Raw genomic sequence first — 15787 nt, forward strand, 5'->3', positions numbered from 1 at the left:
GGCTACAGCCAGAGAACGGGAGCTGGGTAACGGGCGATCGCCGAATCCGGTGTCACGATCGTCAGGCCGCGCAGGATCGCCTGCGAGATCAGGCCCCGGTCGAAGGGATCCCGATGCAGCGGCGGCAGCAGGCTGTCGTGCGCGGCATCCCGTTCGTCGAATGGCAGCGGTTCGATCTGCAAGCGCACCCGGCGACTGCTGACGAACGACTCGGGCGGCTCCGGCAGCGGCAACCGACCAAGGCGGTACTTGATCGTGATCTCCAAGGCCGAGAGCGCGCTGAGGTACACGGTGTTCGACGGAGCGCGGCACGCCGTGCGGGCACGCAACGGCAGCCGCGGGTCGTCGGCCACCAGATACAGGAACGCGCAGGTATCGAGCAGGAGCGTCATGACAACTCCGCCGACCACCGCTGCGGACTCGGCCAGGGAACGCCGGTTCGCTGCTCAACCCACTGCTGGTCGCGCGGGCCATAGCCGCCAAGCCACCGCGTGATCCGAGACGCGGCCTTGTCGGTTCGCCGAAATCTCGTGCGGGTCAGACGGCCGTCCAGCGGCGGAATCTCGTTCGTGCTTTGCGCCAGCGCACCCGTCTCGCACAGCCGTGCGACGACACCCGCCAGGATGGTCGCGTCCGCCGGGAGTCGCCCGACAAACAGCACTGCCGGGTCGTCGTCGGACTCCAGTATCCGCGCGCGAGGTGCACCGGTGGCGTCGCGCCCCGGAGGAACACTCAGCAACTGCAATGTGCTGTCCGGCGCCATGCCGTGAATGGCGGCTTCAACCTCTTCCTCGTGAATGTCGCGGTTGCCCCAGAAGCGCGGCCAGCCGCGCCATCCCTCCACGAGCTCGATCTCCAGCACGTCTCCGCGCCCGCTCCACCTAACGGCCTCGGCGCTCATCAGCGTGGAAGGATGGTCCGCACCGACCGGAGCGAGTTCGTAGATGCACTGCAGCGCGAATCCCGAACGATCCGGCCACGACAGGATGTCGTCCAGTCGCTCGGTGGGCGGGAGCCACAGCAGGTTAGGTAGCTTCCCGGGGTCTCGCGCCACGGAGATCTGTTGAACATCCAGCTCAAGGGAGTGCCGGTCTCCCCACCCCGCGCGATTCAGCAAGAAGGAGGTCAGTCGACTGGTCATCGAGCGGCATTTCTCCCCTCGCCGGCCATCAGGAGCTTCTCGGCTGCAACGACCAGCGCCGCCTGGTCTACGGAGTGCGGCGACTGAAGGCTCGTGATCACTTCTTGCAAGGTTGACGGTTGCGAGGCGTACGAAGGACGGCGTTTCAACTCGAAGAACGCCTTCAACCGTTGGACCGACTCCTGCTCCAATGCCTCGCCCGCAGCCGGGCCGGATTCCTCGCTCCACGCGTCGGGACCGCGTCCCTCGAAGGCCTGCAGTAGATCCTCCGGAAGCGGCTCGAAGAAACTGTCAGGAACCACCAGGTCGGGATCAGTTCCAATAGGGCGAGATTCCGTGAGCGACACCGGAAGCCGTCGTATTTCCGCGACCGGAACGTTGCGCCGGCAAAGGACGATGGTCTCTCCGCGTTCGACACGGTCAAGGTACAGGGAAAGACGCGCCTTGGCGTCAGCGATATTCACTCGAATCATATAGTCATATTGTAGTCAGAAATATGACTATGTTCAATGAGCCCTTGGGCGCAGAAGGTTGACGAATTCCTCTCGACTCAGCCCTGCGTCGCGAATCAAGGCCCTCAGGAGTCCTCGCCCCAACTCCCGATGCTTTGGAACGGTGAGCCTCCGGCCGGTCGGTCCGACCAGAATCATGTGGCTGCCTTCCGTGCGGTCGAGTTCGAAACCGACCTGGGCAACCACCTTGAGGAACTGGTCTCCCGAGATAACAGGCAGCCGTGCCAACTTAGGCCTGCACCTCGATCACCTGAAAGTCCGACGACTCGGGCCGTCCGGCACCATGCTCGCGCATGCTCGCCACGTACCCCCGGACGGCCTCTCGGACGTTGTCGAGTGCTTCGACCTTCGTCCGCCCCTGACTATGGCAGCCTGGTAGCGTAGGACAACTCGCCACAACCCAGCCGTCTTCGTCTGCCTCGAACACGACCAGCAGCCGCAACACTTCGCTCTCTCTGTCAGCAGCTTCTGACTCCGCCAACGGTGCTGCAACATGACCCCTCCTAGCCGGAAGCGTCACGGTCTCCGATTGCACTTGATCCACGGGATGCTCCTCGATGTTGAACCCTAATCGGGTGAGAATCCTGTGTGCGTCCTGCGCCGTGAAGCCTACGGGAGGCAACCCAGTGACCAGCCGGACGACCTGCTTGATCGGGTACTGCCGTTCATGCAGTGCGACGAAGTACTTGTTGCGACCATCAGCCGGCAACGGTGGCTCGTTGCGCGTCGCGTTCAGAGCATCGGCCGCAGTGATCGAAAACGAGTTGCCGCGGATCGTGAATTTCATTCTTTCACCTCTTTCTATTACTTTCTATTTATAGCCGGCGGCGAGATTCTCGTCAACCAGTCTTGGGCGGACCGAGACGACCGGCGCCATGAATCGAGATGCCGGCCTGGAGGCCGGCGCACCAACCTAGAGGCGAGACCGTGCGTAGCGCGCGACGGCATCCTGCCAGGTCGGCATGGCGATGCCGGTCGCGGCGAGCTTCTCCGAGTCGAGCGCGCAGTACTTGGGGCGGGGCGCCTTGAGCGCCATCTCTTCCAGCGTGGTGGGCCGGATGTCGGGCACTGTGACGTTGAGCTGCCGCGCGAGTTCCCCGGCGACCTCCATCCACGTGGCGTGGCCGGTCGAGGCGCAGTGGTAGAGGCCGGGCGCCGGCATTCTTCCGAGCAGGGCGATGGTGGCGGCGGCGACATCCTCGACGTAGCTGGGCGAGACGACGCGGTCGGTGAAGGCGTGGACCTCGCGGCCGGCAAGGAACGCGTCGGCCATCCGGTCGATGGTGCCGCCGTGGGCGCCGCCGAAGAGACTCTCGACGCGGAGCACGTAGCTGTTCGGACCCTCCGCGAACCACTCGCCGAGCAGCTTGGACGCGGCATAGACGGCCGCCGGGTTGGGGTCGTCGGTCTCGACGTAGGGCTCGCCCTTCGTGCCGTCGAAGACGAAGTCGGTGCTGTAGTGGACGAGGTTCGCACCCACCTCGACCGCGGCCTTCTTGATCGCCCGGACGCCGAACGCGTTCACCGCCAACGCCGTCTCCGCATTGTCCTCGGCGCCGTCGACATCGGTGTAGGCGGCGGCGTTGAGGATGGCGTCGGGCCGGAGCCTCCCGATGGTCTCGCGCACGGCGGCCTCGTCGGCGACGTCGAGCGCGGCGCGCGGCAGCGCGACGACCGCCTTTTCGCCGTAGGCGGCGGCGGCGATCCGCACGAGGGCCGGACCCAGCCGGCCCGCCGCTCCGGTAACGACCACCTTCATCGCGAACGCTCCTTGAGGGCCGCCCGCGTCTCGCGATCGATCTGGCGGCGGCGGATGGTTTCGCGCTTGTCGTGCGCCTTCTTGCCCTTGGCGACGCCGAGCGCCACCTTCACCAGGCCGCGCTTGAAGTACATGCGGACCGGAACCAGCGTGAAGCCGCGCTCCACCGCCTTGCCGGTCAGCTTGTGGATCTCCCGCTTGGTCAGCAGCAGCTTGCGGCGGCGCAACGGCTCGTGCTCGCTGTAGCCGCGATGGCTGTAGGGACTGACGTGCAGGCCGTGCAGGAAGATCTCCCCCGCCTCGATCCGTCCGTAGCTGTCGCGCAGGTTGACGCGCCCCTCGCGGATCGCCTTCACCTCGGTGCCGAGCAGGACGATGCCCGCCTCGTAGACATCCGAAATATGGTAATCGTGTCGCGCCTTGCGGTTGTCGGCGATAAGCCGTTCGCCCGCGGCGGGCGCCACCGTTGCAGTCGCCATCGGTCGATCTCTCTGTTCAGCTTACGCCGACGCAGGGGCGCCTGCGGAGGTGTTGACGAGATTGACGGCAAGCCGCACGGCGGCGAGCAGGCCCGACGGGTCGGCCATTCCCTTCCCGGCGATGTCGAAGCCGGTGCCGTGGTCGACCGAGGTGCGGACGATCGGGAGGCCGAGGGTGACGTTCACCGCTTCGCCGAACGCGATCAGCTTGATCGGGATGAGTCCCTGATCGTGGTAGCAGGCGATCACGGCGTCGAACTCACCGTCGACGGCGCGGCGAAAGACCGCGTCGCCGGGGATCGGGCCGGTGACGTCGATGCCGGAGGCGCGGCAGCGTTCGACGGCCGGAGCAAGCGTCCGCTGCTCCTCGTCGCCGATCAGGCCGCCCTCGCCCGCGTGCGGGTTGAGTCCGGCGAGGGCGAGGCGCGGGCGCGCGACGCCGAATCGCGGAAGCTCCGCGTGGGCCAGGCGGATCGTCGTATCGATGCGCTCCGGGGTGAGAAGCGCGGGAACCTCGGCGAGCGGCACGTGCACGGTGGCGAGCACGACGTTCAGCCGGTCGGCGTGAAACATCATGCGGACGTCGCGGGCGTCGGTGAGATGGGCGAGCAGGTCGGTGTGGCCGCGCCATCTCAGGCCGGCCGCGGCCCAGGCCGCCTTGTTGATGGGGGCGGTGCCGATGGCGTCGACCCGGCCCGCCCGCGCGTCGCGCACGGCGGCCACGACCGAGTCGTAGGCGGTGCGGCCCGCTTCGGCAGACACGGCGCCGGGGCTGAACCGCCGGCGGGCCTCCGCGGCGTCCGGGCCGTACAGCACGGGAGTGCAGAGGGCGCGGATCGCCGGATCGGCCTCCACCAGGCTCGCGATTTCCGGTCCGATGCCGGCGGGGTCGCCGGTCGTGATGGCGACGCGGGGTGACGGCCCCGAGGCCGGCGGAGCATCCGGAGATGCCGGCCTGGAGGCCGGCGCACCAACTGGGACGCGAGCCGGCGCACCGTCAGCCACTGCCGCAACCGCCACTGCAATTGCCGCATCCGCCGCCGGACGACCCGCATCCGCCACCGCCACCGCAACCGCCCGCGGCCCGCGAACAGGAGCTCTCGTGGGCGCAACCGGCGTACTGCTCGCCGGCCGCGTTCGGCAGCTCGTAGCGGAGGCAGCACTTGAGGCGGCCGCAGACGCCCGAGAGGCGAGACGGATTGAGGTTGAGGCTCTGCTGCTTCGCCATCTTGATCGAGATGGGCTCGAAGCGGGGCAGCCACGTGGTGCAGCAGAGCGGCCGGCCGCAGACTCCGTAGCCGCCCAACAGCTTCGCCTCGTCGCGCACGCCGATCTGGCGCATCTCGATTCGGCAATGGAACTCGGTGGCGAGGGCGCGGATCAGGTCGCGGAAGTCGACGCGGCTGTCGGAGGTGAAATAGAACGTCAGGTGCGGCTCGTCCACCTGCAGCTCGGTCCGGACCAGCTTCATCGGCAGGCGGTGCTCCCGGATCTTGAGGGCACAGAACTGGTGCGCGGTGCGCTCCCGGTGCTGATGCCGGAAGCGGGCCGTGATGTCGCTCTCGGTGGCGCGGCGGATCACCCGGTCGCCGCCCCCGGCGGCGGCGCGGGGGGCGGCGGCGGAGCCGGGGGGCGCCGAAAGTTGCGGCAACTGCGGGATGGTGCGCACCCCGGGGGCATAGGCTACCGGGGCGGCGTGCGTACCCACCACGTCGTCGCCGGCCTGGAGCGGCGGCTCGAAAGCCACGCCTTCGAGCAGGAAGCGATGCACGCGGCCCACCGGCTCGAACTTGACGCTGACGAACGGCGGCGTCGCGCGCGGCGGCGTGTCGCGCGGCGTCTGGTCAGCCTGCGGTGTCTCGTCGGCCATCCCTGCCCTCAGTCTGTCACAAGCGGCACGCCACCCAATCGGCCACGGTCTTCGGGCTGACGTTGCGGTCCAGGGCGTCTATCGCTTCGTTCACGGCTCGGAAGGCGCGCAGGCCGCGCTTGCCGCCGTAGGTCGTCGACAAGGTGGCGACGCGGTCGCCGAGATCGGCGTTGGCGAGCGGCGCGTCGGCCTCGGCCGCCGCGACCTCCGCGTCACGCAGGAGCGTGGCAAGCAGGCGGAGGCGGCGGCGCACTTCGGCGCGGTCGGCGGTCGGAGCCCGTCTGGATCCCGATCCGGCCGTGAACGCCTTGGCGCCCTCCAGCCGTCCGGGGACGTCACGGGCCGAGGCGACGGACTCCAACAGGCGGATCGCCAGGTCGCGCGACGCGGCCAGCTCGCCCGACGCCGAGCGGAGGGCGCGCCCGACGCTCCCGCCGGCCGACGCGGCCGACGCGCGGGCCAGGCGCGACTCGATTCCGTGCCGCGACGTCAGGAGATCGACAATCACGGGCACGGTCAGCAACCCGAAGCGCAACTGCGGGCAGCGCGACCGGACCGTATCGAGGAGCAGGCCGGGACGCTCGGCGACCAGGATGAACTGCGACGACTCGGGGGGCTCCTCCAGGGTCTTGAGCAGCGCGTTCTGGGCCTGCGGCGCCATCGCGTCCGCGTCGTCGATCACGACGATCCGGCGGCGCGCCTCGAAGGGCCGATAGACCGCCTGCCCCACCACCTCGCGGATCTGATCGACGGTGATGGCGCCCGACGCGCTGTCGGGCGGTTCCACGACGACCACGTCGGGAAAGATGCCGCGGCCGATCCGGCGGCAGACCGCACAGACGCCGCAGGCGTCGACGGCGAAGTCGCCGTCCCCGGTGCGGGGCTCGAGGCAGTTCACCGCCTCGGCGATGGCCACGGCGGCTAGGCGCTTCCCGACCCCTTCGGGGCCGCTCAGCAGGACGCTGGGCGGGAACGTGTCGCGGGCGACGGCACGCGCAATGCGGGTGGTAACCCCCCGATGACCAGCGATGTCGCGGAAGGGCACGGTTTCCGCAATCTATCATGCCGGCCTGGAGGCCGGCGCACCGGGTTGCTTATGCCGGCCTGGAGGCCGGCGCACCAGGTTGCTTATGCCGGCCTGGAGGCCGGCGCACCGGCCGGCGCACCGGTTCTCATGCTGGGTGGCGAAGGAGCCAGCTCGTGGCGTCCATCAGCGTGTCGACGACGGCGTCCGCCTCGAGGTCGGGTCGCGGCATCTGCTCCTGGGTGCGGCCGTAGCCGGTGCGGACGAGGATGGCGCGCGCGCCGACATTGCGGGCCAGCCGAACCTCTCCCCACTTGTCGCCGATGACCACGGAGCGCGCGACGTCGAGATCCAGGTCGCGCGCCGCCTGCTCGATCATTCCCGGCTTCGGCTTGCGGCAATGACACACGCACCGGTAGGCCTCGACCGGCGCGTTCGGGTCGTGCGGGCAGTAGTAGTGGCCGTCGAGCTGCTCGCCGATCGCGCGCAGCCGGCTGTCGATCAGCTCGCGCACGGTTTCGACGATCGCCTCGTCCTGCATGCCGCGCGCGATGCCGACCTGGTTGGTCACGATGACGACCGCGTAGCCGGCGCGCCGCATCAGGCGGATGGCGTCGAGCGCCCAGGGGTACAGCTCGAAGCGGTCGACCCGTTCCAGGTAACCGACATCTTCGTTCAACGTGCCGTCCCGATCGAGAAAAACCGCCGGTTTCATTCGTGACCTCCGTTGCCGGCCCGCCGGATTGCCCATGCCGGCCTGGAGGCCGGCGCACCGGCGGGGCGCCCGTGTTACCTTGGGATTTCCGTTCTGCTACACTCGTTCCACATGAAGAAAACGCTGCCGTTTGCGTCGCTCGTCGGCCTGCTGCTGCTCGTGTTCGAGCGGCCCGCCGCCGCCTATCTCGACCCGGGCAGCGGGAGCATGCTGCTCCAGGTGCTGCTGGGTGGTTTCGCCGCGGTCGGCGTGGCGATCAAATTGTACTGGCACCGGTTCAGCGCCCTCTTCAGCCGCAGGCAGCAGGATCCCGACAAGCGGTAGCCGCCGTGGACCCGGCTGCCCCTCCACTGGTTGAACCGGGCTCCTTCCGCGACCCCGACACGCGCGTCTTCCATCAGGACGGCGCGATACTGCGCGGCCTGAGCGAGCGTGCGCTGGCCGACTGGACGCAGTTGGCCGCCACGGATTTCTTTGCCCGCTTCTCGGAGGCGGGCCACCTGATTCCGACCCGTCTGCTGGACACCTCCGGGGAGACGCTCCCGGCGCCGCCGGCGGCTGACGCGTGGGCCGCCATCCTGGAGCACGAGCGCGTGCCGGTGATCTCGTACCCCTACGAGTGGTCGTTCGGCATGCTGCGCGACGCCGCGCTGCTGCAGCTCGACCTGACCCTCGCCGCCCTCGACGAGCAGATGACGCTGAAGGACGCCACGCCGTTCAACGTGCAGTGGGTGGGCGCCCGCCCCACGTTCATCGACGTTGGATCGTTCACCGCGTATGCGCCGGGCGATCCGTGGGCCGGCTACCGGCAGTTCTGCGAGACGTTCCTCTATCCATTGTTCCTCCAGGCCTACCGCAACGTGCCGTTCCATCCCTGGCTGCGGGGCCGCCTGGAAGGGATCACGGCCGAGGAATGCCGCGCGTGCTTCTCGCTGCGCGACTGGCTGCGGCCCGGGGTGCTGGCGCATGTCGTCCTTCAGGCGAAGGCGCAGGCACGCTACGAACGGACCGACGACGACGTCCGGGGCGAGCTGCGCGACGCCGGTTTCGGCGCCGCGCTGATCCGGAACAACGTCGCGCGGCTGCGTCGCACGGTGGAACGCCTGGCGTGGGCGCCGTCCGGATCCACCTGGTCCGGCTACCAGGACGAGCTCAGCTACGACGACGCGGAGGTCGAACGGAAACAGGCATTCGTCGGACGCGTCGCGGCGGCGCGGCGGCGGGCGCTCGCGTGGGACATCGGCTGCAACACGGGCGTTTATTCGCGCATCGCGGCGGAGCACGCCGACTACGTGCTCGCCCTCGACGCCGACCACCTGGTGATCGACCGGCTGTACGCCGCACTGAAGGAGGACGACGGCCACCGGAACATCCTTCCGCTCATAGCGGACGTGGCCGATCCGTCGCCCGGCCTCGGATGGCGCGGCACGGAGCGCCGGCCGCTGGCGGACCGCGCGCGGCCGGACCTCATCCTCTGCCTCGCGTTGATGCACCACGTGGTCATCGGCAGGAACGTGCCGCTCGACGACTTCGTCGCGTGGCTCGCAGACTTCGGCGCGGAAGTCGTCCTGGAGTTCGTCCACCGCGACGATCCCATGGTGGAACGGCTGCTGCGCAACCGGGGCGACCAGACCGTCGTCTATTCGGCCGAGGCGGTTAGCGCAGCCCTCGCGCGCCGCTTCGATGTCGCGACCAACGAGACGGTCGCGGCCGGACGGCGGACGCTCTATCACTGCCGGCCGAGGGCCGGCGCCGGCGCGTGACGGCCGTGCCCGCGCCAGAGGTGGATGCGAACCAGGGCTGAACGCGACCCGGGGCTGCTGGTCGCCACGCTGCACGTCGCCGGCCTCTGGGCGGTGGCGGTAGCGCAACCGCTCTACGACGTCGTCGGCCGAAGCCCGGAGTTCTTTGTCGCGCACGACGCACGGCCGGTGGACCTGGTCGCACTGGTCTTCGCCCTCGGCCTGACCGGTCCGGTCGCGTGCATTCTGCCCATCGCCGCCGCCCGCCGCCTTGGCCCGCGGTGGCGCGCGATCACTCTCGGCGTCGTGATCGGGACGCTGAGCGGGGCCATTGCCCTCGCCGCGATCCGCGCGTGGGGCGACTGGAGCGGCGCGCAGACGCTCGCCGTCGCCACGGTGGTGGCCGCCGCCGCGGGATGCGCTTACGTCTGGGCCGCACCGGTCCGGATGTTCGCCACGTTCCTGTCGGCGGCGGCGCTCGTCGTCCCGGCGGCCTTCCTGTTCAACCCGGCGATGACCTCGCTGCTGGCGCCTCCCGACGCCGGGCGCGGCGCGCTAGAGGGTGTCACGTTCGAGACAACGCCGCCGGTCGTCGTGGTGGTGTTCGATCAACTGCCGCTCGCCTCGCTTCTCGACCGGGACAGCGCCATCGACCGGACGCTCTATCCCCATTTCGCGGCGCTGGCGGACGAGGCGACGTGGTTCCCGAACGCGAGCACGGTCAGCCCCACCACCAGCCTCGCGGTACCCGCCATCCTGACCGGCCGCTACCCGCGGCACGGAACGCTGCCGACGTTGGACGACCACCCCGGCAATCTCTTCACGCTGCTCGGGTCGCGCTATCGCCTGGAGGTGATCGAGCCCCTGACCAGTCTTTGCCCGGCAACGCTCTGCCCCGTCGAACGTCCCGGCGTCCTGGCGTGGCTCGGCGCCGTGCTGCGCGATCTGCGGATTGTGTGGCTTCAGGTGGTCCTGCCGGACGATCTGACCGGGTCGCTCCCCCCGGTGACGCAGACGTGGGCCGACTTCGCGACGCTGGATCCGCCGACGTTCGGGGAGGTCTGGCGTGAACAGCGGCGAGACGACCGCCGCCGGGTCGTGGACCGGTTCGTCGCCGGGCTCGCCGGCGGCACCCGCGGCCAGCCGACGCTCCACTTCCTGCACGTGCTGCTGCCCCACGAGCCCTGGCAGTACCTGCCGACCGGCCAGCGCTTCACCTTCCGTCCCCACGTCCCCGGCCTGTCGAGGAACAGCAACTGGACTCGCGACCCCCGACCGGTCGCCCGCAACTATCAGCGCCACCTGCTGCAGGTGGGCTACGTCGACAAGATCCTGGGCGACATCGTCGCGCGGCTGCGGGACACGGGAACCTGGGACGACGCGCTCGTTGTCGTCACCGCCGATCACGGCGCCAGTTTTCGCCCCGGCTTCGCGCTGCGCCGGCCGGAAGACGGCACGATGGCGGACGTCGCTTCGGTGCCGCTGCTGGTCAAGCTGCCGGGGCAACGGACCGGCAGCGTGAACCGGGCGAACGTCGAGACCATCGACATCCTCCCGACCATCGCCGGCGCCGTCGGGGCGCGGCTGCCCTGGGAAGCGGACGGCGCCGACATCCTGGCCGCGCGGCCGCCGGCGAGGCCCGTGAAGCAGATTCACCTGTTCGACGCCGAGCGGGTCGAGGAAGCACCGGCCGACCTTTCCGCGGAGCTTGCGGACACCGTGGCGCGCAAGTTCGCCATCTTCGAAAACGGCAGTCCATTCGATCCGTTGCGCGTCGGCATGGAGTACGGCCGGCTGGTGGGCGAGCCGGCCGCCGCCTACACCTCGGGGCGGCGCGCGCCGTTCGAGGCGACGCTTGATGCCCAGGGTCTGCTGGGCGATGTCCGCCCGGACGCCGATTTCGTGCCGGCGCAGCTCGCCGGCGTCGTTGTCGCGCCGGACACGGAGGCATCGACCGACCCGCCGCCGCTCGCCGTCGCCGTCAACGGCGTTGTCGCCGCCGTGACGCGGCCCTACACGTTTCGGGTAAGCGGACGTTCCGGCATGTGGGAGTCGATTGTCGAGCCCCGGTTGTTCACGCCCGGCGCCAACACGATCGAGCTGTTCGCGATTCGCGAGGACGACACCGGAGGGATTGCGCTGGACGCCGCCTACCGGTCCGATCCCTCCGCCTCCCCCGACAACCTCATCCTCGAAGAGATGGCGGAGGCCTCCGGCGTCGCCACGTCCGGTTTCTACCTCCAGGAGTGGGCTCGCAACCGTCCCGTCCGCTGGACGGACGGCCACGGACGGATCACGGCGCCGATCGACCCGCGGTCGCCGCCGGCCGCGCTCGGCGTCGAGGTGAGCATGACGGGGGGCCGCACCCCGAAGGCCCTGCAGATCGACGTCAACGGATGCAGGCTGTACCGCGGGATCGCGGAGCCGGGATGGTCGGCCACGTTCCCGTTCGACCGATGCCCGATCCGCGGGAACACCATCGAGATCGATCTCGTGAGCGGTACGCATGTCCCGGTCAGGGGTGACAGCCGGACGCTGGGGCTGGCGTTCGCGGTGGTGGAGCTGCTGGAGGAGTAGGACTCCCCGGCGGGGCCCAATCCAGCGAGCCCAACGCAGCGGGGCCAACCCTTCGGCGGCCGGACGTATAATCGGGGGCGGGCGATCGCCGCGGGCGGTTAGCTCAGGGGTAGAGCACCGGTTTTACACGCCGGCTGTCACAGGTTCAAATCCTGTACCGCCCACCATCCACGCCACTCCCGCACGACGGCCGGACGCGGGCCTTCGTATCGGCAACCGCCGCCCGAATGCGCTATGATCATTTGTTCCGACCTGTGCGGGGTCGTAGTTCAGCTGGTTAGAACGCCGGCCTGTCACGCCGGAGGTCGCGAGTTCGAGTCTCGTCGGCCCCGCCACTTTCCTCAACCTGATGGCCCAAATCGTCTTCGTGTTGGCGACTGGCGCGTGTTCTTCACACGACGGGACGAAGGCGTGATCGAGATCGACACCATTCTCCATCGGCGCGAGGCGTACCGACGCCCTTGATCGCACCGACAGGCGTGTCAAGCGGCAGGAGGTAGATCAGGAGCCGCGTTCCAGCTCTCGCTTGATTTGATCCAGGGTGAACGTGCGGCCGGCTGCGTGATCCGCACGCCCCTCTTCGATGGCGTGGATCGCGCTCTCACTCAGCTCCTCGTCGCTTCGTCCCGCCCGCGATCGTTGGCGCACGTCAATAGGCTGACGGACCCGAGAAGTCGGTCGCGCTTTCAACTCCGGCATCCTCTAGTCTCCCGATACCCAATGATAACCGTTGTCGACCCGTCACGGTGCAGTAAACCACGCCTTCACGGCCATGACGGCAACCGTGCCGAGGAGGCCGGCGACGGCGTGGTGTTCCCGGTTGTCGATGGCGTGGCGCAGGCTGAAGCGGCGGCCGGCGGCGCCCGGCGTCAGCTCGCCTGCAACATAGCGAGTGTAGGTGTCGCCGAACGCGTCCCGCAGAGTCGCCGTCTCGAGGCGGATCGCCGCCGCGGTCATCGCGCCGACGTAGCCCAGCACGACGACGGCGACCACCCAGTTGGCGGCGATGACGGAGAATCCGACACCCAGGAGCCCGGACCCGACGTAGAGGGGATGCTGCATCCAGCGGTACGGCCCGGACGTGGTCACCTCGCGTCCCTTCATGAGGTGTCCCGCCGCCCATAGGCGCAACGCCTCGCCGGCCAGCGCGATCGCGGTGCCGGCTATGAGCGTCGTCCAGGTCGGCGTCGCCAGGGCGAACGCGACCACCGCCACCGCGAAGCCGGTGACGACGCGGCGCCGGGCCAGGTGAAAGAGACGCCGCAGCCCGTGGTCGCGGTCGAGATCAAGCATCGGTCCTCGGATCGGCGCCCCCGAGGCGGCGGTCGATCGCGGCGCACACCTGCGCCACCTCCAGGCGATCGAGACACCACGACGGCGCCGTGCAGTGGCGCGCCATCCTTCCCTCCGGGCCGGACCGGGCGCGCTGCCGGTAGCAGTCGCACTCCGCCGCGACGACGACGTCCGCCTCCGCCCACGGCCCGTTGCGGGCTGGATCGCTCGGTCCGTACAGGCCGACGACGGGCACGCCGAGCGCGGCGGCCAGATGGAGCGGCCCGGTATCGCCGGACACGACCAGCGCCGCGCCCTGCAGGAGCGCGGCCAACTCCGCGAGGCTCGACTCGGGCGCGAGCGTCGCCGCGCCGTCCGACGCGTCGACTGCCGCGACGGCAGACGATTCCCCGTCGCCCGGTCCCCAGACGACGACGGCCGGCAAGCCGTGCGCGTCCCGGAGGTGGGTGGCGATGGCGGCGAACCGCTCCGGCGGCCATCGCTTCGTCGGCCACGCCGCATTGGGATTGAGGACGGCGTACCGCCCGGTCGGCGCGTCCAGATCGCCCCGCAGCTCGTCGACGAGCGGGGATGGCGGCGCCTCCAGCGGGAACGACCAGGCGACGGCGCTCGGTTCCGACTCCCCCACCGCGGCCAGGATGCCCAGGTTGCGATCGATCACATGCCGGGGATTTCCGGGGTGAATCGTCTCGTCGTAGCCCCAGCCCGCCCACCGCTCGCGCAGGAACGGCGCCGCGAACCCGACCCGGCGCGTGGCGCCGCTCAGCCATACCGCCGCCGCCGACTTGGCGAGCCCCTGCAGATCGAGGGCGACGTCGTAGCCGCCGTCCCGAAGCTCGCGCCGGAACGCGAGCCACGCGGCGACCGCCGGACGGCTGCGTGACGCCAGGACGATGGGCCGGTCGATCACCGGAGTCAGCTCGAGCAGTTCGGCGTAGCGCTCGTCCACGGCCCAGTCGACGGTCGCGTCGGGGAACTTGCGGCGGAGAGCCGCAGCCACCGGCAGCGTGTGGATGATGTCGCCGACCGCGCCCAGCCGGACGATCAGCAGGCGCATCGAGAATGCGTCACTCCGGGTCGCCCACGGCGCCCTGGCCGGCCGCGCCGGCGGCAGGCCGCGCAGCATCCAGGCTCGCGGCGGCGGCGCGGATCCGGTCGAGCAGGTCGCGCGTCGAATGATCCTTCGGGTCGCCGACGATCGCCGTCCGACCGCCCGACGCCGCGACCACGTCGCGCTCGGGGACCGTCGCCGCCGTGTAGTCGGTGCCCTTGCAATGGACGTCGGGGCGGATTCGTTCGATCACCGGCGCCACCGTCGGGCCGGAGAAGAGGACGACGTAGTCGACCATCGCCAGCGCGGCGATGAGCTCGGCGCGTTCTTCCTCCGGATGGAGCGGCCGGCCGTCGCCCTTGAGGGCGCGCACCGAGTCGTCGTCGTTGACGGCGACCACCAGCCGGTCCGCTTCCCGCGCGGCGCCAGCCAGGTAACGGACATGCCCGACGTGCAGGAGGTCGAAGCAGCCGTTTGCGAGCGCGACGGTCCGGCCGGCGGCACGCTCGGCCGCCACGACCGCTTCCAGTTCATCCGCGCTCACCACCCTGCCCATCTCAATCGGCGCGGATGGCGGCGATCAGCTCGTCGCCCGTCACCGTGGCCGTGCCGCGCTTCATGACGACCAGGCCGGCCGCGTAGTTGGCCAGCCGCGCCCCCTCGTAGAGCGAGGCCCCGGCGGCGAGGGCGAGGGTCAGGGTGGCTATGACGGTATCGCCGGCGCCGGTGACGTCGGTCACCTCGTCGGTGCCGTGGATCGGGACGTGATCGGTCCGCTGCCCCCGGACGAAAAGCGCCATCCCGCGGCTGCCGCGCGTCACGACGACCCCCCGCGTGGCGCTCCTCTGGAGAATCGAGCGGCCCGCCCGCTCCAGCGCCTCTTCGTCATCGCCGATCGGAAAACCGGCCATGCGTTCCGCCTCCGACTCGTTCGGCGTGCAGGCGGTGGCGCCGCGGAAGGCGGCGAGGTTGTGGCGCGAATCGATCAGGACGGGGGTGGAGCGACGCCGGACGCTGCCGCCGACCGCGCCGGTGATCTTCTGAAAAAGGGCCGGCGTGACGAGGCCGGATCCGTAGTCCGAGACGAGCACGGCGTCGCAGTCCGCGACGGCGGCGAGCGCCGCCTCTTCGAGCGCGGCGGCGGCGGCGGCCGCGTCGCGCAGGTCGGCGGGGTGATCGATCCGGACCACCTGCTGCCGCGCCGTGTGCGGGCTCCCCGCGAGGATGCGGGTCTTGACCGGGGCGCGATACCCGGCGGGTCGGACCACGTGCGCGCGGTCGACGTGAGGGCCGAGCGCGCGGAACAGCCGGCGGTCGCGGTCGCCGCGGCCCACGAGGCCGACCAGGCGCGCCTCGCCCCCGAGGGCGCCGGCGTTGCAGGCGGCGTTCGCGGCGCCGCCGGGAACGATCGTGTCGCCCGCGTAGTCGAGAATCAGCACCGGGGACTCGCGGGAGATGCGCGACGGGTCGCCGTAGAGAAAACGATCGCAGATCACGTCCCCGACAACGGCGACGCGGCGGCCGGTGAACCGCTCGGCGAGTTCGATCAGGCGGGAGGAGAGATCCGCATCGGAACGGAGCGGTTGGACGCCTGTTACTGGACTCACGGAGATCCGATCAAGTG

The 15787-nt window shown here is 70.0% G+C and carries 18 protein-coding genes, 2 tRNA genes and 2 pseudogenes; 6 read left to right on the top strand and 16 right to left on the bottom strand.

Going from position 1 to position 15787, the window contains the following annotated elements; genetic code table 11:
* Positions 1–2: 2 nt before the first annotated feature.
* The 11 genes from F4Y45_04590 to F4Y45_04640 form a co-directional block, all read right to left on the bottom strand.
* Positions 3–392 carry a type II toxin-antitoxin system VapC family toxin gene (locus F4Y45_04590; GenBank protein ID MXY23786.1) on the bottom strand — a complete coding sequence of 130 codons (390 nt, stop codon included), beginning with the start codon at positions 390–392 and terminating at the stop codon, positions 3–5.
* Positions 389–1141, bottom strand: coding sequence for a hypothetical protein (locus F4Y45_04595; GenBank protein MXY23787.1), 753 nt, complete (start codon positions 1139–1141; stop codon positions 389–391). Before F4Y45_04595 ends, F4Y45_04590 begins: the two co-directional genes overlap by 4 nt.
* Positions 1138–1614: a type II toxin-antitoxin system prevent-host-death family antitoxin gene (locus F4Y45_04600; protein MXY23788.1), complete on the bottom strand. Its 477-nt coding sequence runs from the start codon at positions 1612–1614 to the stop codon at positions 1138–1140. The genes F4Y45_04595 and F4Y45_04600 overlap by 4 nt, the downstream gene beginning before the upstream one ends.
* Before the next feature lie 33 nt (positions 1615–1647).
* Entirely contained in the window at positions 1648–1881 is a 234-nt protein-coding gene (locus F4Y45_04605) for an addiction module toxin, HicA family (GenBank protein MXY23789.1), read from the bottom strand.
* A gap of 1 nt (position 1882) precedes the next feature.
* Positions 1883–2095, bottom strand: a complete 213-nt coding sequence (locus tag F4Y45_04610; protein MXY23790.1) for a type II toxin-antitoxin system HicB family antitoxin — start codon at positions 2093–2095, stop codon at positions 1883–1885.
* 471 nt (positions 2096–2566) lie between these two features.
* Entirely contained in the window at positions 2567–3412 is an 846-nt protein-coding gene (gene rfbD / locus F4Y45_04615) for a dTDP-4-dehydrorhamnose reductase (GenBank protein ID MXY23791.1), read from the bottom strand.
* Positions 3409–3891 carry an SsrA-binding protein SmpB gene (gene smpB, locus F4Y45_04620; protein MXY23792.1) on the bottom strand — a complete coding sequence of 161 codons (483 nt, stop codon included), beginning with the start codon at positions 3889–3891 and terminating at the stop codon, positions 3409–3411. The genes rfbD and smpB overlap by 4 nt, the downstream gene beginning before the upstream one ends.
* Positions 3892–3912: 21 nt before the next feature.
* Positions 3913–4896, bottom strand: a complete 984-nt coding sequence (pdxA, locus tag F4Y45_04625; GenBank protein MXY23793.1) for a 4-hydroxythreonine-4-phosphate dehydrogenase PdxA — start codon at positions 4894–4896, stop codon at positions 3913–3915.
* The gene (locus tag F4Y45_04630; GenBank protein ID MXY23794.1) at positions 4889–5761 is read right to left on the bottom strand and encodes a stage 0 sporulation family protein; all 873 of its coding nucleotides are present in this window, start codon (positions 5759–5761) and stop codon (positions 4889–4891) included. Before F4Y45_04630 ends, pdxA begins: the two co-directional genes overlap by 8 nt.
* A 16-nt stretch (positions 5762–5777) precedes the next feature.
* Positions 5778–6818 carry a DNA polymerase III subunit gene (locus F4Y45_04635; GenBank protein MXY23795.1) on the bottom strand — a complete coding sequence of 347 codons (1041 nt, stop codon included), beginning with the start codon at positions 6816–6818 and terminating at the stop codon, positions 5778–5780.
* 115 nt (positions 6819–6933) lie between these two features.
* On the bottom strand, positions 6934–7536 hold the full coding sequence (locus tag F4Y45_04640) for an HAD family hydrolase (GenBank protein MXY23796.1): 603 nt from the start codon (positions 7534–7536) through the stop codon (positions 6934–6936).
* Between the two features lie 75 nt (positions 7537–7611).
* On the opposite strand from F4Y45_04640, the gene F4Y45_04645 reads away from it, so the two are divergent.
* The 6 genes and pseudogenes from F4Y45_04645 to F4Y45_04670 all read left to right on the top strand — a co-directional run bounded on the left by F4Y45_04645 (position 7612) and on the right by F4Y45_04670 (position 12284).
* A complete protein-coding gene (locus F4Y45_04645) occupies positions 7612–7824 on the top strand; it encodes a hypothetical protein (GenBank protein MXY23797.1) in 213 nt (70 codons plus the stop codon).
* Between the two features lie 5 nt (positions 7825–7829).
* Positions 7830–9191, top strand: a pseudogene (locus F4Y45_04650) (methyltransferase).
* Positions 9192–9287: 96 nt separating this feature from the next.
* Positions 9288–11819 carry an LTA synthase family protein gene (locus F4Y45_04655; protein MXY23798.1) on the top strand — a complete coding sequence of 844 codons (2532 nt, stop codon included), beginning with the start codon at positions 9288–9290 and terminating at the stop codon, positions 11817–11819.
* Between the two features lie 92 nt (positions 11820–11911).
* A tRNA-Val gene (locus tag F4Y45_04660) sits at positions 11912–11986 on the top strand.
* A 91-nt stretch (positions 11987–12077) separates the two neighbouring features.
* Positions 12078–12154: transfer RNA gene (locus F4Y45_04665), tRNA-Asp, on the top strand.
* A gap of 1 nt (position 12155) precedes the next feature.
* Positions 12156–12284: pseudogene (locus F4Y45_04670) on the top strand (type II toxin-antitoxin system RelE/ParE family toxin).
* 36 nt (positions 12285–12320) lie between these two features.
* Here F4Y45_04670 and F4Y45_04675 read toward each other — a convergent pair.
* Genes F4Y45_04675 through F4Y45_04695 form a run of 5 tightly spaced genes read right to left on the bottom strand, consistent with a single transcriptional unit; the run spans position 12321 to position 15776 of the window.
* On the bottom strand, positions 12321–12509 hold the full coding sequence (locus F4Y45_04675; GenBank protein MXY23799.1) for a hypothetical protein: 189 nt from the start codon (positions 12507–12509) through the stop codon (positions 12321–12323).
* A 51-nt stretch (positions 12510–12560) separates the two neighbouring features.
* Positions 12561–13112: an isoprenylcysteine carboxylmethyltransferase family protein gene (locus F4Y45_04680; GenBank protein ID MXY23800.1), complete on the bottom strand. Its 552-nt coding sequence runs from the start codon at positions 13110–13112 to the stop codon at positions 12561–12563.
* On the bottom strand, positions 13105–14238 hold the full coding sequence (gene waaC / locus F4Y45_04685) for a lipopolysaccharide heptosyltransferase I (protein ID MXY23801.1): 1134 nt from the start codon (positions 14236–14238) through the stop codon (positions 13105–13107). Before waaC ends, F4Y45_04680 begins: the two co-directional genes overlap by 8 nt.
* Positions 14180–14719 carry an adenylyltransferase/cytidyltransferase family protein gene (locus F4Y45_04690; GenBank protein ID MXY23802.1) on the bottom strand — a complete coding sequence of 180 codons (540 nt, stop codon included), beginning with the start codon at positions 14717–14719 and terminating at the stop codon, positions 14180–14182. Before F4Y45_04690 ends, waaC begins: the two co-directional genes overlap by 59 nt.
* Position 14720: 1 nt before the next feature.
* Positions 14721–15776 (bottom strand): hypothetical protein, encoded by a 1056-nt coding sequence (locus F4Y45_04695; GenBank protein ID MXY23803.1) that lies wholly within the window; start codon positions 15774–15776, stop codon positions 14721–14723.
* Positions 15777–15787 lie beyond the last annotated feature (11 nt).

The sequence above is a fragment of the Acidobacteriota bacterium genome, from assembly GCA_009838525.1.
Classification (GTDB): Bacteria; Acidobacteriota; Vicinamibacteria; order Vicinamibacterales; family UBA8438; genus VXRJ01.